At 41.4% G+C, this 23421-nt stretch carries 21 protein-coding genes and 1 pseudogene; 9 read left to right on the forward strand and 13 right to left on the reverse strand.

The genetic code is table 11. The features are described from left to right. Nucleotides 1-6: 6 nt before the first annotated feature. The gene (locus ISP07_RS05135) at nucleotides 7-309 is read right to left on the reverse strand and encodes a YebG family protein (RefSeq protein WP_054553324.1); all 303 of its coding nucleotides are present in this window, start codon (nucleotides 307-309) and stop codon (nucleotides 7-9) included. Nucleotides 310-555: 246 nt separating this feature from the next. On the opposite strand from ISP07_RS05135, the gene ISP07_RS05140 reads away from it, so the two are divergent. Then, nucleotides 556-849, forward strand: a complete 294-nt coding sequence (locus ISP07_RS05140) for a ComEA family DNA-binding protein (protein ID WP_054553235.1) — start codon at nucleotides 556-558, stop codon at nucleotides 847-849. Nucleotides 850-876: 27 nt separating this feature from the next. Here ISP07_RS05140 and ISP07_RS05145 read toward each other — a convergent pair whose 3' ends face one another. From ISP07_RS05145 to ISP07_RS05155, 3 genes are all read right to left on the reverse strand, one after another. After that, entirely contained in the window at nucleotides 877-1179 is a 303-nt protein-coding gene (locus ISP07_RS05145; protein ID WP_054553234.1) for a DUF6170 family protein, read from the reverse strand. Continuing rightward, complete coding sequence (gene dsbB / locus ISP07_RS05150; protein WP_138618583.1) at nucleotides 1179-1697, reverse strand: disulfide bond formation protein DsbB; 519 nt, start codon at nucleotides 1695-1697, stop codon at nucleotides 1179-1181. The genes ISP07_RS05145 and dsbB overlap by 1 nt, the downstream gene beginning before the upstream one ends. Before the next feature lie 129 nt (nucleotides 1698-1826). After that, the gene (locus ISP07_RS05155; RefSeq protein ID WP_209327017.1) at nucleotides 1827-2978 is read right to left on the reverse strand and encodes a chorismate mutase; all 1152 of its coding nucleotides are present in this window, start codon (nucleotides 2976-2978) and stop codon (nucleotides 1827-1829) included. A gap of 382 nt (nucleotides 2979-3360) precedes the next feature. On the opposite strand from ISP07_RS05155, the gene ISP07_RS05160 reads away from it, so the two are divergent. Continuing rightward, nucleotides 3361-6324 (forward strand): EAL domain-containing protein, encoded by a 2964-nt coding sequence (locus ISP07_RS05160; RefSeq protein WP_228290523.1) that lies wholly within the window; start codon nucleotides 3361-3363, stop codon nucleotides 6322-6324. A 17-nt stretch (nucleotides 6325-6341) separates the two neighbouring features. Here the strand turns inward: ISP07_RS05160 and ISP07_RS05165 are convergent, their stop codons facing one another. Beyond that, a complete protein-coding gene (locus ISP07_RS05165) occupies nucleotides 6342-6671 on the reverse strand; it encodes a translation initiation factor (RefSeq protein WP_054553231.1) in 330 nt (109 codons plus the stop codon). A 133-nt stretch (nucleotides 6672-6804) separates the two neighbouring features. Here ISP07_RS05165 and ISP07_RS05170 point away from each other — a divergent pair, with 133 nt between their 5' ends. The 4 genes from ISP07_RS05170 to ISP07_RS05185 all read left to right on the forward strand — a co-directional run bounded on the left by ISP07_RS05170 (nucleotide 6805) and on the right by ISP07_RS05185 (nucleotide 10749). Then, nucleotides 6805-7110 (forward strand): STAS domain-containing protein, encoded by a 306-nt coding sequence (locus tag ISP07_RS05170; protein ID WP_054553230.1) that lies wholly within the window; start codon nucleotides 6805-6807, stop codon nucleotides 7108-7110. After that, a complete protein-coding gene (locus ISP07_RS05175) occupies nucleotides 7110-8780 on the forward strand; it encodes an ATP-binding SpoIIE family protein phosphatase (RefSeq protein WP_209327019.1) in 1671 nt (556 codons plus the stop codon). The genes ISP07_RS05170 and ISP07_RS05175 overlap by 1 nt, the downstream gene beginning before the upstream one ends. A 45-nt stretch (nucleotides 8781-8825) precedes the next feature. Then, entirely contained in the window at nucleotides 8826-9485 is a 660-nt protein-coding gene (locus ISP07_RS05180) for a GAF domain-containing protein (protein ID WP_209327020.1), read from the forward strand. A 73-nt stretch (nucleotides 9486-9558) separates the two neighbouring features. Then, nucleotides 9559-10749 carry an amino acid aminotransferase gene (locus ISP07_RS05185; protein WP_054553227.1) on the forward strand — a complete coding sequence of 397 codons (1191 nt, stop codon included), beginning with the start codon at nucleotides 9559-9561 and terminating at the stop codon, nucleotides 10747-10749. A 76-nt stretch (nucleotides 10750-10825) separates the two neighbouring features. On the opposite strand, the gene ISP07_RS05190 is transcribed toward ISP07_RS05185, so the two are convergent. The 8 genes and pseudogenes from ISP07_RS05190 to ISP07_RS05225 form a co-directional block, all read right to left on the reverse strand. Then, nucleotides 10826-11575, reverse strand: coding sequence for a DUF3379 family protein (locus ISP07_RS05190; RefSeq protein WP_209327021.1), 750 nt, complete (start codon nucleotides 11573-11575; stop codon nucleotides 10826-10828). After that, nucleotides 11575-12123: pseudogene (locus ISP07_RS05195) on the reverse strand (sigma-70 family RNA polymerase sigma factor); the annotation flags it as partial. The gene ISP07_RS05190 and the pseudogene ISP07_RS05195, both read right to left, overlap by 1 nt. 77 nt (nucleotides 12124-12200) lie before the next feature. Then, nucleotides 12201-13850 carry a BatD family protein gene (locus ISP07_RS05200; protein WP_054553224.1) on the reverse strand — a complete coding sequence of 550 codons (1650 nt, stop codon included), beginning with the start codon at nucleotides 13848-13850 and terminating at the stop codon, nucleotides 12201-12203. After that, nucleotides 13844-15718: a vWA domain-containing protein gene (locus ISP07_RS05205; RefSeq protein WP_209327022.1), complete on the reverse strand. Its 1875-nt coding sequence runs from the start codon at nucleotides 15716-15718 to the stop codon at nucleotides 13844-13846. The genes ISP07_RS05200 and ISP07_RS05205 overlap by 7 nt, the downstream gene beginning before the upstream one ends. 1 nt (nucleotide 15719) lies before the next feature. Next, entirely contained in the window at nucleotides 15720-16709 is a 990-nt protein-coding gene (locus ISP07_RS05210; RefSeq protein WP_209327023.1) for a vWA domain-containing protein, read from the reverse strand. Then, entirely contained in the window at nucleotides 16702-17142 is a 441-nt protein-coding gene (locus ISP07_RS05215) for a DUF4381 domain-containing protein (RefSeq protein ID WP_209327024.1), read from the reverse strand. The genes ISP07_RS05210 and ISP07_RS05215 overlap by 8 nt, the downstream gene beginning before the upstream one ends. Nucleotides 17143-17144: 2 nt before the next feature. Continuing rightward, nucleotides 17145-18089, reverse strand: a complete 945-nt coding sequence (locus ISP07_RS05220; RefSeq protein ID WP_209327025.1) for a DUF58 domain-containing protein — start codon at nucleotides 18087-18089, stop codon at nucleotides 17145-17147. Between the two features lie 3 nt (nucleotides 18090-18092). Next, entirely contained in the window at nucleotides 18093-19049 is a 957-nt protein-coding gene (locus ISP07_RS05225; protein ID WP_209327026.1) for an AAA family ATPase, read from the reverse strand. 335 nt (nucleotides 19050-19384) lie between these two features. Between ISP07_RS05225 and fadI the strand changes: the two genes are divergently transcribed. The 3 genes from fadI to ISP07_RS05240 all read left to right on the forward strand — a co-directional run bounded on the left by fadI (nucleotide 19385) and on the right by ISP07_RS05240 (nucleotide 23417). Then, nucleotides 19385-20695 (forward strand): acetyl-CoA C-acyltransferase FadI, encoded by a 1311-nt coding sequence (gene fadI, locus ISP07_RS05230; protein WP_054553218.1) that lies wholly within the window; start codon nucleotides 19385-19387, stop codon nucleotides 20693-20695. After that, entirely contained in the window at nucleotides 20695-22920 is a 2226-nt protein-coding gene (gene fadJ / locus ISP07_RS05235) for a fatty acid oxidation complex subunit alpha FadJ (RefSeq protein WP_209327027.1), read from the forward strand. Before fadI ends, fadJ begins: the two co-directional genes overlap by 1 nt. 146 nt (nucleotides 22921-23066) lie before the next feature. Then, nucleotides 23067-23417, forward strand: coding sequence for a type II toxin-antitoxin system RelE/ParE family toxin (locus ISP07_RS05240; protein ID WP_058586352.1), 351 nt, complete (start codon nucleotides 23067-23069; stop codon nucleotides 23415-23417). The last annotated feature ends 4 nt before the right edge of the window (nucleotides 23418-23421 follow it).

Genomic DNA, 23421 nt, shown 5'->3' on the forward strand with positions numbered 1-23421 from the left:
TTGCGTTTAGCTTGCCGCTTTTTCTTTTATATCAGCAACGTTATCGTCTGACTTTGCTTTTTTAGGTTTAGCTGGCGCGTCTTTTGCACCTTTAAGTACCGCCATAAATTGGTCTTTTTCTTTTGCCATTTCAAGCGCCAGTGACTCAATTTGTTGCTCGCTTAATGGTACATCAACTTTTTCAAGCATAAGTTCTAATGACTCAGCAATGTCGAGCATTTTGTCATACGCATCAGCTTCTTTCTTAGTAGTAAACGTCATGCGCTCGACTCCGTTTCTTTCTACAACATATTTAACAACAACAGCCATGATTTCTCCTGCATTTAAGCCTGGCATTGCAGCGTAAAATCGCTGCTAAGATTACTGTTTTTATATACAGTAATGCTTCGAGCCTTACTTTGCAAGTAACTTGAGAAAATTTTTATTTAGTAAATTTGACAATACTTTGTGTATTAGCTTTATTTAAAATGTTACCCAAAGTTAAACACAAGCGATGGAGTGAGTGTTGGGTAATCGCTAACTATCAGTCCAAACAAGGGCGTCATGGAGGAAATTATGAAATTACTATCAAGTATTTTACTTGCCGCTACTCTTGCATTACTACCTGCTACACAGGTCTCAGCCGAAACACCAACCAAAGCAACACAAGTTAAAATGCAAAAGCTGAGTATTAATAAAGCCAGCATTGAGCAGCTAACTCAATTACCGGGTATTGGTGAATCAAAAGCGAAAGCGATTGTCGAGCATCGCACCAAGCAAGGCTCGTTTAAGTCGCTAGAACAATTAAAAGAAGTAAAAGGAATTGGTGATAAGCTATTCGCTAAACTTGAGGGGAAAATTACACTATAAATAGCAGGTTATCACCTATACAGGGCGTTATTCGCCCTGTTTAAATTCATTGATAGCCTTGTCTAAATGCGCTAACGCGAACATGTTTTCGATAGGTGTTGTGATAAGAGGGTAACTTAAACCTGCTAACAACAACCAAGGAATAAGCATCCACCCTTCAAAGTAAGCTAAACCTAAAAATAATGGCGCTAAAAAGGCAAGCTTACATACCGATAAAATGATCTTTTTGCTCGGGCTTAAATGAGCTAAAGCAAGAGCAATAATCTGCTGGCGTTGCCTTACTTTAAAGTTTTTTAAAGTAGGGATTTGGCTAGTAAAAAAATAAATCATTATAGCGACTTTTTGCTCACTAATCGGCTAACTAAAACAGCCACAAATACCACTGAAAATGCTGCAAAAATCACTTCCATCCATGCCGGCATGCTCATTGAAGCAAACTGCCAATCGATATTGCCACAATCACCAGTGGCAGCAAAGAAGCTAGGGATCCATTCATGCAAAGGCATAAAACTTGGGAAGTTAGGTTCAAATGCACAACTAAATGCAAACGGGTCGGTATTGTTTTGCATTGCAATGTGTTCTTTAGCAATAAAGTAACCCCAAATTGCTGAGATACCCCAAGTGGCAAATGCGACTAAGCGAACAACCATACTTTTTGGGTTAATCGCACCAATCACACCCGCTGCAAGTAAGCCTAAAACAGCGGTGCGCTGATAAATACACATGATGCATGGCTCAAGTCCCATGTTGTATTGAAAAAACAATGCTGTGACTTCAAATGCGAGTGAAATAAACGCTAGTAATAACCAAGGTGTTCTCTTAGTTGCTAATTCTGCTAACCAATTCATGAAAGATCCAATTTCAAATTGTTTTCAAGATTATGCTTAGACAGGGCTATGGGTGCAAGTATCTAAGATGAAATTATACGAAAAAGGAGTCGACAGACTCCTTTTCATTAGTCATATCTAGGCAGGCTATTACACACTAACAGCCTGCAAAGACTCACTTTGGTAACAACCTAATACACGTGTGTACTGAGTGTGTTCTTTCAGCTCTTCAAGCGCTTGCTTAACATGTAAGTCATCAAGGTTTGCTTCGAGGTCAACATAAAACACTTCTTCCCACGGATTTCCTGGTACGGGGCGAGATTCTAGTTTTACTAGGTTAATTTGGTGATGTTTAAAAATCATTAAAGCATCAGCCAATGAACCTGCTTGTTGTTTAGTCGCCATGATTAAACTGGTTTTGGTCGGAATTTGCTTCGATACTTGTAGCGGCTTACGGGCGACAACAATAAAGCGGCTGTGGTTTTCGCTTTGGTTTGCAAGGCCTGACTTAATTACTTCTAAACCAACATTTTTGCCAGCTTGAGCTGAGCCGATAGCGGCGCTATTTGCTGTTTCAACCGCAGATTGCAATGCGTGGAAGGTTGAATCACAGGTTTCATGTTGAATGTCACCTAGGCCTTGAATGAAACGGCTACATTGAGCAAAAGGTTGTGGATGAGCAAAAATTTTATTGATATGAGATAGCTCAGTACCTGGCACTGCTAATAAACAGTGCTCAACGCTATGGGTTACTTCACCTACAATTGATACTTGTGCGTGTTGTAATAAGTCGAATACTTCATTGATACTTCCTGAGCTGGTGTTTTCAATTGGCAGTAAGCCAAAATCAGCCTGTCCACTTTCAACTTTACCAGTGATCTGTTCAAAGCTAGAGCAACCCATTTCAATCACTTTGCCAGGGCGGCGGCTAAAGTATTTATGGCAGGCTAGTTGGCTATATGAGCCTTGCCCACCCAAATACGCAACACGATGGCTTTCGCTCATAGCTTCTGGGTTGAGGTTCTTTTGCAGCATGGCTTGCTGGTTTAAAACTGAGTCTTCAAGAATAGTTTGAAACACATTATTAATGTAGTAAGCGTCAAGACCTAATGACTTACCATAACTGATTAGTTTTTCCAGTAGTGCTTGTTCGCGAGCTTCATCACGAATTGGTTTGTTATTGGCTATTTTATATTCGACTACGCTGTGGCTTATACGGCGTCTTTTAGCCAGTAACACAAGTAAGTCGGAGTCGATTTCATTTATATCGTGTCGTAACGCATTTAATGTATCAATGCTCATGTTGGTTTCCTCATTCCAAAACAGTGCACAAACAAAAAAGCCTCCCAAGAGGGAGGCTTTAGCTATTCGGTGAAATTATCTCGCAAACAGTTAAGCCTCCTCTATCTAAAGAAGCTAAAAAAAGAAAAATAAGTGCGAGAGATAATTTGTTTCATTGGACTAATGTAAAAATACTTCTATGTAAAGTCAACTGCATAAACATGCTATTTTGGACAAAGCAAAAGATTCCTCAGAAATTTCATTAATCTTCATAAAAAATTTATAAATCTAAAAATGAATCTGGTATATTTGTTTTTGCATAATAAATAATAACAATTATTAATAAGGTAGTCCTGTGGTGTATCGACGACCGCCATCCCGGTTTGGGGTGAATTCATTAAGTATGAAATTGTCGCTGTTAATCTCTGCTATTTGTTTAATTGCAGGCATTTGCGCTGCAGCTTTAATGCTTAAATCAGAAGAAAAACAGCTTGTTTTTGAAGAGCACGAACTTTTAAAGCATTCGAGTGAACGCTTGAGTCGTCAATTCAATCGCTTAATCAACACCAAAATAAATATTGCAGAGCAAGCTAACAATGTCGTTAGTAGTCAGCTACTGCATAATGAGTCACATCTACAAAATAACCGCAGCGCAGATATAAAGTTTGCAGTTGATGGCAGTATTCGCAGCACTTCTGAGGATGGTTTATCAGCTTCATTTATTCCGCAAGACCAGTACTCTAATTTTTATAAGCAGCTGATTAACGATTCTGAATCGCTATGGAAAATTGTCTCACCAACGCTTATCCAAGACTTTTTTAATTTTTATTTAATCACTAAAGATAACTTTATACGTATTGCTCCACCTAATTGGGCGCTCAATGTACCGGGCGATTTTGACTTTACCAAAGGCGAGACATTTAATTACGCACAAGCTGCAACAAACCCGAGCCGAGAAGCTGTATGGTCAAAGGTGTATTACGATACTATTTGGCATAAGTGGGTAGTAAGCGTGCTTGTGCCAATCTATCTTGATAACGAATTTTTTGGTGTCACTGGTAGTGATATTGCTCTTGAAACCTTATTGGCACAGCTGCCTATTGGCGATCGTGAGCAACATTTATTAGTGTTTGATGCGAAAGGTCAGCTTTTAGCTCATCCTGATTTAGATAAAACAACGCTTGAGCAATATGGCCGTGAAGGTAAAAAGTTACTGACTGAAGATTTTGTTAATCCTGATCTACAAAAATTAGTGTCTGAAACCATTCGCTTAAAATTACCAGAGTCTGCAAATTCATTTGTACAAGATGGTGAAACCCATATTATCAATATCCGCAAAGTCGAGAACCTTAATTGGTATATTGGTATTTATAAAAAGCGCTCGTCGGCACTTTCTGCGCTTGAAGAGCTAAAAGTAAAGTTCTTTGGCTTGTTTATCCTGTACGCTATTTTAGTTGCTTTGTTATTGCATCAAGCACTTTATCAATTAGTACTGCGTCGTATTCACTCTTTGGTAAATGCGGTTGTTAGTTTTGGCAAAGGGCAATTTCAAACTGAATTTCCTAAAGTGAACAAAGACGAAATAGGCACGCTTAATGGCTCTTTTAGAGACATGGCAATAGAAATTCGTAAATTAATCGATGGTCTAAATCAGCGCATTAGCGAAAAAGAAATAGCTGAAAAAGCAGCGAACCGATTATCCAAAGCGGTTGCCTTCTCAGGCACAGGCGTTGTGATCACTAATCAAGACTTTGAAATCAAATACGTGAACCCGAAAATGGTTGAAATGACGGGTTTCGAGGAACGCCACTTTATTGGCTCACCATTGATGAATATTATCTCTCAAGAAATGGCGATTTTAGTTGACGATATTGATATCGACCTACGTAGCCGTAACTATTGGCGAGGAGATACTTTATTACAGGGTAATGAGCGTCAATCTGTATGGGTTTCATTGAGTATTTCTCCAATCCGCGAAGAAGGGGGGGAAATCACCAGTTACGTGGCTTCAGCTCAAGATATTTCGTTTGTGAAAGAAAGTCAGCGAAAAATGGAACAGCTTGCCTATTTTGATACATTAACAGGGCTTGCAAACCGTACTTTCTTTAGAATGCAGCTACGCAAATCTATGGCACTTGCTGAACGTGGTCATTATGCATTTGCTTTATTTTACTTTGACTTAGATGAATTTAAACGTATCAACGATACGCTAGGTCACGATGCGGGCGATCAGTTATTGGTTGAAGTTGCTAATCGTTTGAAAAAGCGTTTACGCACTGAAGATACCATTGCACGTTTAGGTGGTGATGAGTTCGCAGTCCTGTTAAGTGGTATTGAGCATCAAACTCACGCCATGGAAGTGGCGAATACCATTCAACGTACTCTTAATGAGCCTATCAAACTAGGTAACAATGAAGTGATAATTAGTGCCAGTATTGGTATCACGATGGCACCATTTGATAGCCAAGAGGAAGACCAGCTACTGAAGCATGCTGACCTTGCTATGTATGAAGCAAAAGCGAAAGGGCGTAATACTTACCACTTTTATAGCCAAGAGCTTAATGCTGCTGCCAATGAACGCTTGTTTATTGAAAATGAGTTACGTACAGGTATTCGTGAGGGGCAGTTCCAGGTTTACTATCAGCCACAAGTAGATTGTCGCAAGAATCAAGTTGTTGGCTATGAAGCACTCATACGATGGTTCCATCCAAATGAAGGTATGATACCGCCAACTAAATTCATTCCTATTGCTGAAGCTACAGGTTTGATTGTTGAGCTTGGAGCGTGGATATTGCAAGAAGCGTGTGAGTTTGCTGCACGTTTAGCAAGCCAAGACTTAAAAAATAATATTTCAATCAACTTATCAGCACGTCAATTTAAAGATGCTAATTTGGTGTCGACGCTTGATAAAATCATCAAGCAAACAGGAGTTGAACCAAAACGCATTCACTTAGAATTGACTGAAAGTATGTTAATGGGACATGTTGAGGCGGCGATCTTACAACTGCATCAACTAAAAGCACTTGGCGTTTCAATTTCAATTGATGATTTTGGTACCGGATACTCGTCACTGAGTTATTTGAAACGCTTTCCAGTCGATATTTTAAAAGTTGACCGCTCTTTTGTGAAAGATATCCCTGAAGACAGTAATGATATGGAGATCACTGCTGCGATTATCGCAATGGCACAAAAACTTAAGCTTAACGTTGTTGCTGAAGGGGTCGAAACTAAAGAGCAAATTGAGTTTTTACAAAATAATAACTGCTTTGTTGTGCAAGGGTATTACTTCAGTCCGCCTGTGAGTGAGGCTGAATTACCTAAGTTATGTGAGCATTTACAGTCACTAGATTTAATCAAGAATGATTAATAAAGTAGGGGGGGAAGTTAACCCCCTGCTATTTTTACTTTGAATTTCAGCGCTTCGAGAATCGCTTTTAGCTTATCTCTGTCATCACCTTGAACTTCGATGATACCCTCTTTTACTGCACCGCCTTGACCCATCTTACTTTTAATGGTTTTGGCTAATTTTTTTAAGTCATGTTGTTGGCTATCAATACCAACCACTAACATCACACCTTTACCTTTGCGTCCTTTTGTTTGGCGTTCGATTCGTAAAAAACCATCTTTAAACATTTTACTTTGTGCAGGTTTACTTTCTTTGGGTTGTTCAATGCGCCCTGTAGAAGTTGAGTAAACTAGATTATTTTCGCTCATAGTGGATCTCGTTGTAGAAGCTTAGATAAATGATAACAAATTTAATCCTAAGTGTTTTATTTTTTGGCTTATTTGTTCTAAGCAGTTATATTTAGATAAGTCTTCGGAAAGATTTGTTAAATAGGAGTTTATTATGAGTTTGACGCGCAGTACATCTGCTGATGGCGCTATTTTAACCGTACAGATAAAAGGAAAGTTTGATTTTAATTTGGTGCAATCTTTTCGTCAGGCATACGCCGACTTAAACAGCAATATCAATAAAGTCGTTATTGACCTTAGAGAAACTGATTATATGGACAGTTCAGCATTAGGTATGTTGCTCAATATGAAAAAAAACCTAACGGGCAAAGTTGATACAATACAAATAAGTAACTGTCAGCCTCAATTAAAGAAAATCTTACAAATATCTCGTTTTGATAAAAAATTTGATATCGATTGATGCTTAATATATTGGTAGTCGATGATTTAGAGCTAAATCGTCGTTTATTAACTGTGATGTTAGAGCAACAAGGCTACCGAGTTTTCACTGCCGAAAATGGACTTGTTGCTTTAAGTCTTCTTGACGAGCAAAAGATAGACATCGTACTGCTTGATGTCATTATGCCAGTAATGGACGGCTTTGAAACAGCTGCAATTATAAAAGAGCGCTACAGCCAAGTTTACTTACCTATTATTTTTATAACCTCTTTAGAAGACGAAGCAAGTTTTGAACGCTGCTTAGCGGTCGGTGGGGATGACTTTTTACACAAGCCATTCCAAGAGGTAATCTTAAATGCGAAAATTAAAGCACACAGCCGCATTCGCAACCTAAGTCAAAAAGCAAGAGAGCAGAATTTACAACTTGAGTACCATCAAAATCAAGTTGAACGTGAGCATGAAATTGTCGAGCACATTTTTAATAACGCGCTTGAAAACCAACAGTCATTCCCTACCCAGTTAGATTTTCATTTATCGCCTGCCGCTATGTTTAATGGCGACATGTTCTTGGTTGGGCAAAGTCCAATTGGCAGCTTGTATTGTATGCTAGGAGACTTTACTGGTCATGGCTTAGCTGCTGCTGTTGGTGCATTACCGGCATCTAGAGTCTTTTATACGATGGTAAGTAAGGGCATGTCGGTAAGTGACATTGCAGCTGAGATTAACTCAGTATTGGCGAAGTTATTACCTGGGCATATGTTTTGTGCGGCAACTATTCTAGAGCTTAGCAATACAGGTAAAAGTGTTTCTGCATGGTTAGGTGGTCTGCCAGACACCTATATCATCGATCAGCAGGGAAATATAATTCGTACATTAGAATCTCAACATATGGCGTTGGGAATTTTAGAGGATGATGAATTTGAACGCGCTTTGATCCATACAGAGGTTGAAACTACATCACGAATCGTTATGGCGACTGACGGAATTATTGAAACGATTAATCCAAGAGAAGTTTATTTTGGAGAAAAACGGTTTAAAGATGTGCTTGCCTCTAGAGATAACATTTCCTGTCATCAAGTGCTCGAAAGAGTTAAGCGTTTTGCACAAGGTAACGAGCAGCAAGACGATTTAAGTTTAGTGTTGTTAAATTGTTTGCCGGTGCCTGAACCTGAACAAATGGTAGAACCTTATTCTGAATTGCCATTTAACTTCTCTTTAAGCTTAAATTCAAAGCAGATTAAAAGCACTGATCCTGTTTTAGAGGTTGTTAATGTAATCAGTCGGGTACCAGGTTTAAACGCTCACCGAGCCAATATTTTTCTCATCTTATCTGAGGCTTATAATAATGCGCTTGATCACGGTGTTTTAGGACTCGACTCTGATGTGAAAAATCATGACGATGGTTTTTTAATTTATTATCAACAACGAGAAAAAGCATTAGCTAATTTAACCGATGCATTAATTATCATTGATATCCGCTATAACCCTGAAGAGTATGCTTTGTATTTTACAATTTGTGACTCGGGACATGGATTTAACAAACAAGATTCTGAGCAACAAAACTTAGTGCGAGAGCATGGCAGAGGTTTATGTTTGCTGAGCGAAATTGCGACTGGCGTCACATTTAATAGTGCTGGCAATCAGGTCGAAATTTATTATCAATTAACAGCAAGCAGTACTAGCTCACAGTAAAATCGCATGTTATCATCTTGGCATTATAGATGTTTGGATGGCTAAATGATTTCTAACTACTTATCGACTGCTCAACTTGATTTACCAGAAAGCTTGGTTGTTGAGCAATTATCAAACCTTGAACATTACCTTGCACAGTCAGCTTTACCTGCAGTGCGCTGGGAATACCAAATTCCTGAGCTAGGCGAGGGTGGTGCGTGTAGTTTATTTGGTTACTTACAAGATGAACCATTCAAATTAAACGACTATGTTGCAGAGGATGCTGCCAATACTGAAAAGCTGGCCAAGCTTCAGCAAATCATCGATTTTGTCGTTGCCCAGACTCACGTTGATTGGTTTGGTATTTATCAAGCGACAGAGACTAATGAAGGTTCTCAGTTATTAAAGCTGGTTTATCATGGTGCACCGAGCCGTCCATTATTCCCGCTAACTGAAGCATTTGCTAAAGGCAGTAACAATGTTCAAGTTGCGCTTTCTAAACAAGGGCGTGTGATCAATAACGTAGCCGATTACCTTGCACAAGGTGGTGAGTATTATACTTGCGACCCTAAAGTGAAAGCAGAGACCTGTCTACCGCTGTTATCAGACAAAAATGAATGCTTAGGTATTATAGATGCAGAAGCATTTAATAATGATTTCTTTGATCAGCAGACCCTCGCATTACTTGTGGCTTGTTGTATTAAAATTCCTCAACTCTTGGTCTAATTTAACTAGTAATCAGGCTGGGTTTTTATGTTAAGCTAGTGGCAACGCTAACCCCTATAAAAAGAGATAGTCAATGTTCTCAGAATTAAAACCATTACCAACAGATCCTATTCTTGGCCTAATGGCGGCCTTTAAACAAGATACAAACCCAAAGAAAATCGATTTGGGTGTAGGTGTTTATAAGGATGAGCAAGGCAATACGCCGGTATTAAAAGCGGTTAAAAAAGCGGAAGCGTTTCGTTTAGAAAACGAAACCAGTAAATCGTACATTGGCTTGGCAGGCAACCTAGATTACTGCCAAAAAATGGAAAACTTATTACTGGGTGAGCATCCAGCACTTTTAGCTAATCGTGTTCGCACGGCACAAGCACCAGGTGGTACAGGTGCATTACGTGTTGCAGCAGAATTTATCAAACGTTGCAACAAAGATGCGACAGTATGGGTCACTACGCCAACGTGGGCAAACCACATCAGCTTATTTGAAGCGGCGGGCTTAACAGTAAAAGAATACCCTTACTACGATTACGAAAATAAAGACCTTTTATTTGATGATATGATTAATACCCTTAAGCAAGTGCCTAAAGGTGATGTGGTGTTATTCCACGCATGTTGTCACAACCCAAGCGGTATGGATTTAAATGCTGAGCAATGGAGCACAGTTGCTGATCTTGCTGTTGAAGTTGGTTTCACGCCACTGGTTGATATTGCTTACCAAGGTTTTGGTTCAAGCCTTGAAGAAGACGCAGCGGGTCTTCGTAAATTAGCAGCAGCGGTAGATGAGCTAATCATCTGTTCTTCTTGTTCGAAAAACTTCGGTTTATACCGCGAGCGTATTGGTGCATGTTCAATTATTGCTAAAGATGCAGCAACTGCTGATATCTCTAACTCGGTATTATTAAGCGTTGTACGTAGCATCTACTCAATGCCGCCAGCTCACGGTGCTGATATTGTTAGCACGATTTTAGGTAGCACTGAGCTGACGCAAATGTGGCATGACGAGCTTGATGAAATGCGTAATCGTATTAATGGTTTGCGCACTTTAATCAAAGAAAGCTTAGCAGCGAAAGGCATTGAGCAAGACTTCTCATTTATTGACCGTCAAAATGGTATGTTCTCATTCCTAGGTATTAATAAAGAGCAAATCGAGCGCTTACAAAAAGAGTACTCAATCTACATTGTTGGTTCTAGCCGTGTAAACGTTGCTGGTATCAGTGATGCAAACATTGATTACTTTGCAAATGCAGTAGCAGACGTTTGTAAGTAACTTGCTTTATAGCGATAAAAAACCGCAGTGACTGCGGTTTTTTTATGCCTGTAATATGTGTTACCACGAGTAGGTATTAGTGCAGCCAGCGAATGGCATCATTGATCATGTTATTGTAGCTATCAAGTGGCGCACCAATACTCGCGATTAAGATAGTATCAGCCCGATCGCCTCGGTTGATGTGGCCTGCGAAACGCTCATCATTGAAATCATCAGAGCCAGTGCCAAATGGTTGCTCGTCAGAAGGCACAATGAATACCGTCATTGGGCCAAAATCTGACTCAAATACCAAGTGTAGGCCTTTTTTACCCTGAAAATCACAAAACATTAAATAGGTTACTTTACCTGGTAGCTCATCTAAGTGACCGCCAATGGTGGCAAACTTTTCGTTTACCGAAGCAAGATCTATTGCTTCATGTTTATCTAGCGAGCCAATTTCATGGTAAAGGTGCGCAAAGGCATGCTCACCCACACTGTATAACGTATGTTGTTTGTTACTGACAAAGAACACACTAATTGCCACTAAAAATGACGCTGCAGCGGCTAAATACAGTCGATTAAAGGCAAAGCGTGACTTAGCCTCAACAATGGTGTCTAGCGGTTGCTCAGCGTTTTCTGCTTCAGAACTATATGTATTATCAATAATTCGCTGTGCTAAATTTTCAGGCACGGGGATGTTAAGTGCTTTGCTTAGTTCATCGTCAAAGGCACGTACATCATCAATAAACGCCTGTTTATCTGTGTCCTGCTCGGCAAACGCTTCAAGTTCCTTATCAATAGTGCTTGGCTCGGCGAGGATGCGGCGGCGAAACTCGAGTTCATCCATTAATTTGATGCTCCTCTAAGTTGGTCATCATCACTGCTTAAAGCCTCTTTAAGCTGGTTTCTGGCACGAAAAAGTCGTGTCATGACAGTATTTTTATTTAAATCGAGGATCTCGGCGATTTCATCGCCAGAGCAACCCATTACCACTTGCAGCAGCAATGGTTCTCGATATTCTTGTGATAACTTTCCTATTTGTCGTTGAATCACTGTTTGTTCCATTTCAGCATCAAGGGTTGAACTTTGTTCATCTACAAGGGTGTCGTTCTCAACATCGGCGTAATCAAATTGTTTACGTTCAAAGCGGCGTGCATTCTCGCGGCGCAAAATAGTCAACAGCCAAGGTTTAACTGCTTGTTGGTCTTGCAGTGAATCCAAGGCACGCCAAGCCCTCAGGAAGGTTTCCTGCACTAAGTCTTCAGCAATGTTCTGATCACGACACAACCAATACGCAAAGCGAAAAAGCTCACTGTGGTAGACATGAACCAGCGCTTCATATCGCTTTTGTTTTTCTGTCATAGTAACTAAGACCTGCCTATCAGAAAAAAACTTTCTGAGATTATTATTTTTTTCTTAAAAAACGGCTAACTCAAGATTAGCCGTTTATTTTCAACTATTTAGGTTAATAGTTAATCATAAAGATTCTTTAATTCAGTGTCATTACTTGTTGATTTAGTTTGCTTTGCGGCTTGGCTTAGCAAGCTGACGATTAAACTTAAATCAACCTGTTCATCTGCTGAACTATAAAGTTTAGTGCGTAATTTAGCAATTTCATCATTAAGTTGTGTGTTTTTGAGTGATGCTAGTAAACATTCGATGGCCGCAGCATTTTTACCAGTCTGTTGTTTTGCGTAGTGGTTTAATGCGTTATAAAACCCAGAGTTATTGTTTTGTTTTGCAAACTGCTTAAGCTCATTTAACGATGCTGATGAACCACTGGTAGGTAATGGCTCAGCTGTCGGTTGCTGAGGACGCTTTTTAAAGTAAAGCACTAAAGTGATTAGCCAAAGTCCATAGCCGACCACTGCCACGATAATAAGCCACATAGGGGTCGTTACTTTTGTGACCGTTTGCATATTAGTTGGCGTATCACCCAGCTCATTAGAGCTTGCGGTTTGCGGCTCTGCGATAGCAGGAGCTGTTGGTGTGAGTGGGTTTGTACTTGGCACAACGGTTAATGTACGAGCAGGTATGGTTGCGTAGCTAATACGATTGATTTTAGTATTAAACCAAGGCAGCTTTATTTCAGGCAATGTGTAAGTGCCCGGTGTTTGCGGTAATAAAGCATAAGAAGCTGTTTGCTGAGAAATAACACGGCCATCACGTACCAGATGGTTACTCTCTTTTTCATCAGGGTAGCTTCTAAAGCCTTGCACCTGTGGCATATCGATATCAGGAAGTTGCTCTTTAGTAACCCCCAATGCAGTTAAAGTAATGGTGCGAGTGATAGGGGTGCCAACTTCAACGGTGTCGTCTTTTGGTTGCCATTGCTCATCAAGGTTAACCAGTTCGCTTGGTAGCCATGCACCTGTGTAGTTATCTGGAATTGGCTTGATTTCAACATCAACATCTTCGCCCATCGCTGAGACAGCCATTTGGCGATAGTTTTGACGAATACGACCATTAAACACCGGTGCCGTAATAGTATTTACGCCACTTTTTTGTGGCTGCACTAAGTACTCACGGGTGATCACTAAATAGCGTTTGCCATCAATTAACTCATAGTCTTCAGATTGCTTGTTAATTGGGGTTAGCTCAGCGTTTTCCATTTCTGGCGTAGTTAAGTTGCCATCAAGCAATTCTTTGTTGTTGTCTAAATACAATTTAACCGTATAAACACCGGCTTCTTGCACGTATAAGCTAGTTGGCTTGATGCTTGTTTTAATGAAGGCTTCTTTATTTTGTTCTGAGGTTTGACTGCGCTTAGCTACCGTTAGCTCAATCGGTTTTGAACTGACACCGGCAACAGTAAAGGCTGGGATGGTATAAGTGCCTTCTTTGCGGGTCATCAGCTTTACAGACCAGTTAGTTTGCTTACTGATTTCACCATTAATAATATTAGTACGCGAGCTGACACTGGTTGGCCCAACAACAAAGTCTTTTAATAGCACCGAAGTGTCAGGTTGCTCGCTGTTAATAGAGTCGTCTGCTGAGATGGTTAAAACAAAAAACTCACCAGCAAGGACAGGGTTTTTATCAACACTTGCCTGTAGCTGGGTGGCAGCCCAAAGCGGCGCTGCCGCGATTAGCAATAAACAACATAATAATCGCATTACCATGATTTTTCGGCTCCTCGTGGACGACGTTGGTAGTTTCGTTTTTGTGCTTCTAATTGCATTTTATTTCTTAATAAGATCGCTGGATCATCGGGAACTTTACGCAGCAGCTGGTTAAGTTGCTGGGCTTTTTCTTTCTCTTCATTGGTCAGTTCAGCAGCTTGTGCTTGCATAGCCTGTTGCTCTGCTTGCTGTTTAGCTTGTTCATCGCTTTGCGATGGCTGTGGCTGGGCCTGTAGTTGCTCAGGAGCTTGATCTGGCTGTTGTTCTCCAGATTGTGACGACGTGTCTTTTTCAGATTCCATTTTAGGTTTGTTTTGCTGGTCAATATTAGACTCGCTTTGCTCACCTTTTTGATCTGATTGCTCACCTTGCTCTGACGGTTGTTGGCCATCTTGCTGCTCACTCTGCTCTGAGTTTTCGCCTTGCTGTGAATTTTCACCCTGTTGCTTTTGCTGGTTATCTTGCTGGCCATCAGAGTTTTGTTGATCGTTGTTTTGCTGTTGATCTTGTTGCTGTTGTTGCTCTTGCTGCTGCAATAACTGTTCTACGAGGGCTTGGTTTTCTTTTGCCTCAGTGAAGTCATTTTTAAGCTGTTGGGCTTGCTTATAAGCTTCTATGGCTTGTTCTAGCTCTCCCGCCTTAGCAAGGGCATTACCATAGTTGTAAAAACCCGTCGCAGATTTATCTTCACTAAACGCATCCATGGCCGCTTGGTAATTACCTTGCTGATAAAGAGCTGCGCCTTTTAATTGCGTGTTTTCAGTTTGGGCGGCTTGTTCAAATTGATTTTGCTGATAGGCATCAAGAGCACGTTGGTCTTGATTTTTAAACACCTCAGGTAATTCAGCGGCGTAAACCTGTTGCTGAGGTAGGAGCATAACAAACAAAAAGCCAAGCACTAGGCTGCTACGACGAATTAAAAAGAGCGCTAACGGCAATAAAATAATCAGGCCGTAAATACCGGCATCAACTCGCCATAATGCTTGGCTTTGTTTCTCATCTTTGAGTACTTCTGCATTGGCAGTGGGGGCAAAAGTTTGAATATCCTGATTACTGGTTTGATACAGTGCAAATTTGCCACCGCTGTTGCGCGCAAGCGAACTTAAGCGGCTAACATTAAGCGTCGGAATCACAATCTGTCCTTGCATATCTTTTAAAAAGCCGCCTTCTGGTAGCTTAATCGGCGCACCTTGCTCTGTGCCGACGCCATAGACATTTAAACGATAACTAGACTGAGCGGTAAAGCGGCTAATATCTTCTTGATCTAGGCTATCAACCCCATCGGTGACTAAAATAATATCACCATCTAAATAGCCGGCTTGTTTAAGTAAATCGTCGGCTTTTTCTAGGCCTTCAATAACATTCGAACCTTTGCTCGGCATGATATCAGGGCTTAGACTTGGGATAAGGTTAGCCAACGTGCTAGCGTCATTGGTTAGCGGCGAAATAGTAAATGCAGAGCCTGCATAAGCCACTAGTGCCGTATCACCTTCTTTGAAAAGCTCAATCATGTCGAGTGCTTTAAAGCGAGCTTGAACTAATCGGCTTGGTGCGATGTCGGTACTGAACATGGAGTACGACATGTCCATCACAATAACTCGCGCATTCTTTGCTTGAAACACCGGGACTTGTTTCTTCTCAAAGCTTGGACCTGCTGAAAAAACGATGGCTAACAGGGTAAACACCGCAACTAACCAAAGCGGTTGGCTTTGCTTTTTATGGTTATCGCTCATTACAAATTGTGCCAAATGGGGGGCAATTAAATCAGCGGGGGCGCTTTTTTTGTTGCGTACCAACAGCACACTAAAAATAATCAGCGCGGGAATTAATAACCAAAGTAGGGCAGGGCGAATAAATTCAAAATCCATACTAGCTCTCCTGCTTAAATTGGCGAACAAAATTGACGAGCATTGCTAAACCGATAAATCCAAGTGCGACAAGCAGTGGAATATAAAACAATGAAATTTGTGGGCGGAACGTTTGCTCATCGCTACTGATAGGCTCAAGTTTATCGAGCTCTTGGTAAATTTGCTGTAAACCAGCCACATCTTTTGCTCTAAAGTATAAGCCGCCAGTTTGCTCGGCAATGCGTTTTAGTAAAGTTTCATCCAAGTTACCACCACTCATACCACCCATATTAAACAGGCTAAAGCCACGTTTACTATCTGAGCCAACACCTATGGTATACACTTTAATGCCTTCTTCGCGGGCTAACAGTAGCGCATCTTCAGGATCAAGGTTACCGGCAGTGTTTTGACCATCGGTTAATAGCACTACGATACGGTTACTTTCATCTTTATTAGCAAAACGTTTTACGGATAAACCTAACGCATCACCGATGGCTGTTGCTCTACCTACTAGGCCAATCTGCGCTTCGCTGAGCATTTGGCTCACCGTTTTAACATCACGGGTAAGGGGGGTCTGTAAAAATGCGGTATCCCCAAATAAGATAAGACCAAGGCGGTCACCTTGACGCTGCTCGATAAAATCACTGAGTACAGCTTTTACCATAGTGAGCCTATCTACATATTGATTATTTCGATACTCCATATCTTGCTCTGTCATAGAGCCAGATAAATCCACCGCCAGCATAATATCGCGGCCTTCATTAGGCAGCGTGATAGGTTCATCAAGCCAAGTTGGGTTTGCAATAGCGACAACTAAAGAGACCCATACTAGCCACTCGAGCAATGAGATTTTTCGGCTATGTTGCTGCACTGCTTGATTATTTAAGCCAAGCTTAGCAAAGCCAGGAATACGTAAACGTAACTGCCCTTGCTGCTTTAACGGCATAAAGCGGCTTAATAACCAAGGCAGGGGTAACAGCACAAAACACCATGGCCAACTAAACTCAAACATTAATTGGCTCCTTGAGTTTAAAGTTGCTAATAGCATTGCGTAATTTAGCTGCAAGTTCAGCATTATTACTTTGTTGTTGATAAAGCGGCATCAACTCGTCGTAACTAAAGTTGTCGCCACTCAGTTTCGATAAACTTTCAGACCACTTTGCCAAAGGCTGAGATGCAAGCTGATTGCTGTAATAATGACGAGTTAAGCGTTTTAAAATAATGTGTAGCTCTTGCGCGTCATCATCACTAAGGGTTTTACTTATCTTAATGGCTTGTTTTTTGGCTTTTTTAAACTGCTGGTTTTTATATAAAAGCACTAAGCCGATAATTAATAACGAACCAACTAAGGCGATGATCAGCCACCAAATTGGAGCAAGTGGCCACCATGCAACCTCGGTCGGTGCAATGACATCATGTAAGCCATCTAGCGGATTTTTTTGCATTGTTACTTTCTCACTAATTGCAGCTCAAGAGGCGTGGCTGCACTGAATGAAATTAAACTAAGCCCAGATTTTTGTAAGCGTTTTAATCTGTTAGAAAACGACTCTTCGGCAGACTTAGCAAAGCGCTCGCGAAATTGCTTATCCATTAGTGGTAACGCAAGCTCTTGGCCATTTGCTGATACAGTCACCGTTTGTTTAAAAGCAGGTAGCTGGTGCTCGAACGGATCGCTTATATGGCAGCCAATCAATTCACAGTGTCTGCTGAGTATTTCAAGCTGTTTGAAGCTTGCTTCATCAAGCGCACTAAAATCCGAGACGATATAAACCAAGCTCCCAGGCTTTGCTAAATGATTAAGGCGTTTGAGGTTTTCGCTAAATAAGCTGGTGGCTGTTTTATCGATATTAGTCAGAGCTTGGCTGTGAATATCACATAAGTTGTGACATAGCTTTAACACGGCTTTTTCACGTGAGGTTGGTTTTAATTCGTGATGACCTTGCTGATTAAACACCAAACCACCGATGCGATCACCTCGTTGACACGCCGACCAAGCAACCAGTGCGCTGATGTGCGCTGCTTGCACTGACTTCAACAGTAACTTTGAGCCAAACAGCATCGAGTTAGAAAAGTCGGTAAAGACAAAAACAGGGCGTTCTTTTTCTTCTTGAAACAACTTAGTGTGGGTTTCGCCAGTCCGTGCAGTAACACGCCAGTCGATAGAGCGTATATCATCACCGGCTTGGTAATGACGCACCTCGGCAAACTCCATACCACGCCCTTTATGAGGTGCAAGGTATTGCCCAGCTAAGCTGTTTTTGATTTTTACTTTGGGCGCAAGTTCTAGCAAGCGAGCTTTGGCTTTGTAATACATCAACTCTTTGAGTGATAAATTGACGCCTTGACTATGACTCGCTGCTAACCACGCCGCTGTATCAAATTGGCTCGACATAGCTTATGGCACTGCCACCAATTCTAAAATACGGCTGATCACATCGTCTTTACTGATGCCATCGGCCTGTGCTTCGTAACTTAAGATAATACGGTGACGCAATACATTATGCAGCACTGCTTGAATATCATCTGGGGCAACAAAGTCACGACCTGCTAGCCAAGCATGCGCGCGGGCACACTTATCAAGGGCAATGGTTGCACGTGGGCTTGCGCCATATTCAATCCAGCGGCCAAGTTGCTCATCAAGCTCAGCTGCTTCACGAGTGGCAACAATTAACTGTACTAGGTATTTCTCAAGCGGCTCAGCTAAATACAAACCTAATATGGCTTTACGGGCAGCAAATAGCTCACTTTGACTAATTTGCTGTGTCGTTGCTTGCTTGTCAGAAATAGCCTCGCCACGGGTTAGGCGTAGAATATCTAATTCGTGTTCAGCACCCGGGTAATCAATGCTCAAATGCAATAAGAAGCGGTCAAGCTGAGCTTCTGGTAGTGGGTAAGTGCCTTCTTGCTCTAGCGGGTTTTGGGTTGCCATAACCATAAATAGATCAGACAGTGGATAGGTGTTTTTACCTACCGTTACTTGACGTTCAGCCATGGCTTCTAGTAGGGCTGATTGCACTTTAGCAGGAGCACGGTTTATTTCATCTGCCAAAATTAGGTTATGAAATAACGGGCCCTTTTCAAATACGAACTCACTGGTTTGCTGGCGATAAATATCGGTACCAGTTACATCTGCAGGTAATAAGTCTGGGGTAAATTGCACACGTTGGAAACTGCCTTCAACGCCTTTCGCTAAGGCATTGACTGCACGCGTTTTCGCAAGACCCGGAGGGCCTTCAACTAATAAGTGGCCATCTGCCAAAATTGCGATTAACAGTGCTTGAGTTAATTGTGGTTGGCCGATAATTTGCGTGTCTAGGTATGATTTTAATTGTGAAAATGCGTTAACTGCCATAATAAAAAGACTGTCCTAAAAGCGTGAGTCAAAAATTGTTTTTGTTATGCGCCAATACGTTATATTCAGTATCGATAAATTCTTTGCGCGGTACCGTAGTGGGGCGCTACTAACAAGTTATAAGGATTCAAAAGTTATAACACAAGTGTTAGACATAAAATCCTCAAATAGTTCGTTATTTTTTAAGGATTTTTAGCCTACCATATAAATACGGTGTTTTTTGTAAATAGGCCGAAAAAAGCCTATGGTTGAAAACTTACTATTGGCATTCGTACACGGGTTGTTTTAGAATCAGGAAAAACAAACAGGTCAGACCTGTCAGCGGGAGAGCATAAATGTCTGAGCAAAATATACTTAAAACAGCAAAAGGCGATCGTATCGCTATCGTTAGCGGCCTGCGAACGCCATTCGCAAAGCAAGCCACAGCATTCCATCACGTACCAGCCCTTGATATGGGTAAGTTAGTTGTCAACGAAATGCTTGAACGACTTAACTTTGATAAATCTGAAATTGACCAACTTGTATTTGGACAAGTAGTGCAAATGCCAGAAGCGCCAAATATTGCCCGTGAAATCGTATTAGGTACGGGTATGCCTGTTTCTGTTGATGCTTATTCTGTTTCGCGTGCGTGTGCGACAAGTTTCCAAGCCATTGCTAACGTAGCCGAGTCAATTATGGCAGGCTCAGTGCAAGTAGGTATCGCCGGTGGTGCTGACTCATCGTCTGTATTACCTATTGGTGTTAGTAAAAAATTAGCGGGTAGCCTTGTTGATTTAAACAAAGCACGTACGCTTGGTCAGCGATTAAAGATTTTTTCTAAACTACGTTTAAAAGATTTACTTCCTGTACCGCCTGCGGTCGCTGAGTACTCTACTGGTTTATCTATGGGTCAAACAGCAGAGCAAATGGCGAAAACGCATAGCATCAGCCGTGAAGATCAAGATGCCTTAGCACATCGTTCGCACACCCTTGCAAGTCAGGCGTGGGCTGATGGTAAACTTAAAGATGAAGTAATGACTGCCCATGTTGCACCTTATAAGAGCTTTATTGAGCAAGATAATAACATTCGTCATAACTCAACGGTTGAAGGCTACGCGAAATTAAAACCAGTATTTGACCGTCAACACGGATCAGTGACTGCAGCTAACGCAACGCCATTAACTGATGGGGCGGCTGCGGTATTAATGATGAGTGAGAGTAAAGCCAAAGCATTGGGTTACGACATTCTAGGTTATGTACGCAGTTTTGCTTTCTCAGCAATTGGTGTACATGAAGATATGCTAATGGGTCCGGCGCACTCAACGCCAATTGCCCTAGATAGAGCAGGTATCACATTAGCTGATTTAGATTTAATCGAAATGCATGAAGCATTTGCAGCGCAAACACTGGCTAATATGAAGATGTTTGCGTCAGATAAATTTGCACAAGAAAAGCTAGGTCGCAGCAAGGCGATCGGCGAAATAAACATGGACAAGTTTAATGTATTAGGTGGCTCACTTGCATACGGTCACCCATTTGCGGCAACAGGTGCGCGCCTGATCACGCAAAGCTTACATGAACTTAATCGTCGCGGTGGCGGCTTAGCGCTTACGACTGCGTGTGCGGCGGGTGGCTTAGGCGCAGCCTTTGTATTGGAGAGTGCGTAATGACAGATTCAGTATTTAGTTTATCAGTGGCTGATGACGGCGTAGCCGTTGTAACCATTGATGTGCCGGGTGAGAAAATGAACACCCTGCGCAGCAGTTTTGCAGAAGATTTAAAAACCTTACTTAAAGACGCACAAGCGCAAGCAGTAAAAGGCATGGTATTTATCAGTGGTAAAAGCGATAACTTTATCGCCGGTGCTGATATTAAAATGCTTGATAGCGCCAATAGCCGTGAAGATGCATTAGCGTTAAGCGAAATGTGTCAGCAAGCATTTTTTGATATGAAAAAACTGCCTTTCCCAACAGTAAGTGCTATTCATGGTGCTGCATTGGGTGGCGGTTTAGAGTTTGCTTTAGCGTGTGATTATCGCGTGTGTTCAGACAGCGATATCACTAAGCTCGGTTTGCCAGAAGTACAGTTAGGCTTATTACCTGGTGGTGGCGGTACTCAACGTTTACCTAAATTAGTTGGCTTGCAAAAAGCACTTGAGTGGATGCTTACAGGTAAGCAAGTGCGTGCTAAGCAAGCGAAGAAAACAGGCTTAGTAAATGACTGTGTACCACATAGCGTATTGCTAGATGTTGCTAAAGAGTTTGCTCTTAAAGGTAAGGCTAAAGTTACTAAACCTAAGCTAGACCGCTTAAGCCAATTACTTGAGTCGAACCCATTTGGTCGCAATATTATTTTCAAAGAAGCACAAGAAAACGTGCTGAAGAAAACAGGTGGTCATTACCCAGCACCTTTAGCCATTATTAAAGCGGTTCGTGCAAGTGTTGAACTTGATCAGTTAAAAGCATACAAAACTGAAGCTGAAGGTTTTGCCACGCTGGTAATGAGTGATGAGTCAAAAGCATTACGCGGTATTTTCTTTGCAACCACTGAAATGAAAAAAGAGTGGCGTAATGATGATGCACCAGCGATCGCTAAAGCGGCAGTATTAGGTGGCGGCCTCATGGGCGCGGGTATTGCCCATGTTAGTGCTGTAAAAGCGGGTGTTCCAGTGCGCATTAAAGATGTGGCTGAAAAGGGCATCAGCAATGCAATGAACTATAGCTATAAGATTTTAGATAAAAAGCAAAAGCGTCGTATTTTATCTAAAGCTGATCTACAGCAAACCATGAACCGCATTACCGGTACTACCGATTACAGCGGCTTTAAACACATTGATATCGTTATCGAAGCGGTGTTTGAAGATCTTGCTTTAAAGCAAGGTATGGTGGCTGATGTAGAACGTGAATGCCAAGACAACACGATTTTTGCAAGTAATACCTCATCATTACCAATTGCACAAATTGCTGCAGATGCAGCGCGCCCAGAAAATGTAATTGGTCTGCATTACTTCTCACCTGTTGAGAAAATGCCACTTGTTGAGATCATTCCACACGCTGGTACCTCTGAAGAAACCATCGCTCGTGTCGTTAACTTTGCCCGTAAGCAAGGTAAAACACCAATTGTGGTTAAAGATATGGCTGGTTTCTATGTAAACCGTATCTTAGCGCCTTATGTCAATGAAGCGGCTAATTTACTGCTTGCAGGTGAGCCAATTGAAAAGATTGATCAAGCATTGGTTGAGTTTGGTTTCCCTGTTGGGCCTTTAGCGTTACTTGATGAAGTCGGGATTGATATCGGTTCTAAAATTGCGCCAATCCTTGAAAAAGAATTGGGCGAGCGCTTTAAAGCACCTGACGCCTTTAATCGCTTAATCGACTCTAAGCGTTTAGGTCGTAAGACTGGCCGTGGTTTTTATCTTTACGACAAGAAAGATAAAAAAGTGGATGAGTCAGTTTACGAGCTACTTGGTGTTACGCCATCACCTCGTTTAAACAAGAGCGAAATTGCTAAACGTTGTGTTGCGCAAATGCTTAACGAAGCGGTGCGCTGTTTAGATGATGGCATTATTGCAAGCCCGCGTGACGGTGATATTGGTGCTATTTTTGGTATCGGTTTCCCACCATTCTTAGGCGGTCCATTTAGCTATATGGATAAACTTGGTGCAGCACAAGTGAGCTCAGAAATGGCGACTTTTGCTAACTACAACCCAATTTTCACACCTTGCGATACGTTAAAAGCAATGGCTGAAAAGGGTGGTCGTTTTTACCAAGCAGAAAGCGAAGAGCCGGCTGTAGCTGAAGCTAAGCCTGTCGATCCGGTTGAAGTAACCAAAGAAGTGGTTGAAGACGAGCAAGCGTCAGAAGAAGCTGATAAAGAAACGACTAAAAGCTAATTCTTTAAATTAGTTAATTTTAAAAGCCCTGCTCATTGAGCGGGGCTTTTTTATTGGTTCGAACTTGGTTAGAAGTTGAGCGGATTAAATCTTGACTATAGGTTATTATCTATATAGATTTAAATCTATGGTCAAGGAGGACTCATATGTGGTTAGTTGAAACAACCGACAGATTCGATAATTGGTTTGACGCCTTAGATGACACAGACCGAACTAATGTACTTGCGTGTTTATTGGTTCTTCAGGAGCGAGGTCCTATGCTAGCAAGACCTTATGCAGATACAGTGTATGGTTCTTGTTTTAGTAATATGAAGGAGTTAAGGATTCAAAGTAAAGGGATTCCGATACGTGCTTTTTTTGCTTTTGATCCAAACCGAAAAGCGATTGTTCTCTGTGCAGGTAATAAAAACTCAAATGAAAAAAGGTTTTATGAGCAAATGATCCCGATAGCTGATAGTGAATATTCGGCTCACCTAGATAAGTTAGAAAAGAGGTAAATAT

Source organism: Pseudoalteromonas sp. PA2MD11 (genome assembly GCF_017808125.1).
GTDB classification, from domain to species: Bacteria; Pseudomonadota; Gammaproteobacteria; order Enterobacterales; family Alteromonadaceae; genus Pseudoalteromonas; species Pseudoalteromonas simplex.

Bases quoted from the DNA above. Each gene is read 5' to 3' on its own strand.
- ISP07_RS05135 (WP_054553324.1), bottom strand. From the start codon at position 309: ATGGCTGTTGTTGTTAAATATGTTGTAGAAAGAAACGGAGTCGAGCGC.
- ISP07_RS05140 (WP_054553235.1), top strand. From the start codon at position 556: ATGAAATTACTATCAAGTATTTTACTTGCCGCTACTCTTGCATTACTA.
- ISP07_RS05145 (WP_054553234.1), bottom strand. From the start codon at position 1,179: ATGATTTATTTTTTTACTAGCCAAATCCCTACTTTAAAAAACTTTAAA.
- dsbB (WP_138618583.1), bottom strand. From the start codon at position 1,697: ATGAATTGGTTAGCAGAATTAGCAACTAAGAGAACACCTTGGTTATTA.
- ISP07_RS05155 (WP_209327017.1), bottom strand. From the start codon at position 2,978: ATGAGCATTGATACATTAAATGCGTTACGACACGATATAAATGAAATC.
- ISP07_RS05160 (WP_228290523.1), top strand. From the start codon at position 3,361: ATGAAATTGTCGCTGTTAATCTCTGCTATTTGTTTAATTGCAGGCATT.
- ISP07_RS05165 (WP_054553231.1), bottom strand. From the start codon at position 6,671: ATGAGCGAAAATAATCTAGTTTACTCAACTTCTACAGGGCGCATTGAA.
- ISP07_RS05170 (WP_054553230.1), top strand. From the start codon at position 6,805: ATGAGTTTGACGCGCAGTACATCTGCTGATGGCGCTATTTTAACCGTA.
- ISP07_RS05175 (WP_209327019.1), top strand. From the start codon at position 7,110: ATGCTTAATATATTGGTAGTCGATGATTTAGAGCTAAATCGTCGTTTA.
- ISP07_RS05180 (WP_209327020.1), top strand. From the start codon at position 8,826: ATGATTTCTAACTACTTATCGACTGCTCAACTTGATTTACCAGAAAGC.
- ISP07_RS05185 (WP_054553227.1), top strand. From the start codon at position 9,559: ATGTTCTCAGAATTAAAACCATTACCAACAGATCCTATTCTTGGCCTA.
- ISP07_RS05190 (WP_209327021.1), bottom strand. From the start codon at position 11,575: ATGGATGAACTCGAGTTTCGCCGCCGCATCCTCGCCGAGCCAAGCACT.
- ISP07_RS05200 (WP_054553224.1), bottom strand. From the start codon at position 13,850: ATGGTAATGCGATTATTATGTTGTTTATTGCTAATCGCGGCAGCGCCG.
- ISP07_RS05205 (WP_209327022.1), bottom strand. From the start codon at position 15,718: ATGGATTTTGAATTTATTCGCCCTGCCCTACTTTGGTTATTAATTCCC.
- ISP07_RS05210 (WP_209327023.1), bottom strand. From the start codon at position 16,709: ATGTTTGAGTTTAGTTGGCCATGGTGTTTTGTGCTGTTACCCCTGCCT.
- ISP07_RS05215 (WP_209327024.1), bottom strand. From the start codon at position 17,142: ATGCAAAAAAATCCGCTAGATGGCTTACATGATGTCATTGCACCGACC.
- ISP07_RS05220 (WP_209327025.1), bottom strand. From the start codon at position 18,089: ATGTCGAGCCAATTTGATACAGCGGCGTGGTTAGCAGCGAGTCATAGT.
- ISP07_RS05225 (WP_209327026.1), bottom strand. From the start codon at position 19,049: ATGGCAGTTAACGCATTTTCACAATTAAAATCATACCTAGACACGCAA.
- fadI (WP_054553218.1), top strand. From the start codon at position 19,385: ATGTCTGAGCAAAATATACTTAAAACAGCAAAAGGCGATCGTATCGCT.
- fadJ (WP_209327027.1), top strand. From the start codon at position 20,695: ATGACAGATTCAGTATTTAGTTTATCAGTGGCTGATGACGGCGTAGCC.
- ISP07_RS05240 (WP_058586352.1), top strand. From the start codon at position 23,067: ATGTGGTTAGTTGAAACAACCGACAGATTCGATAATTGGTTTGACGCC.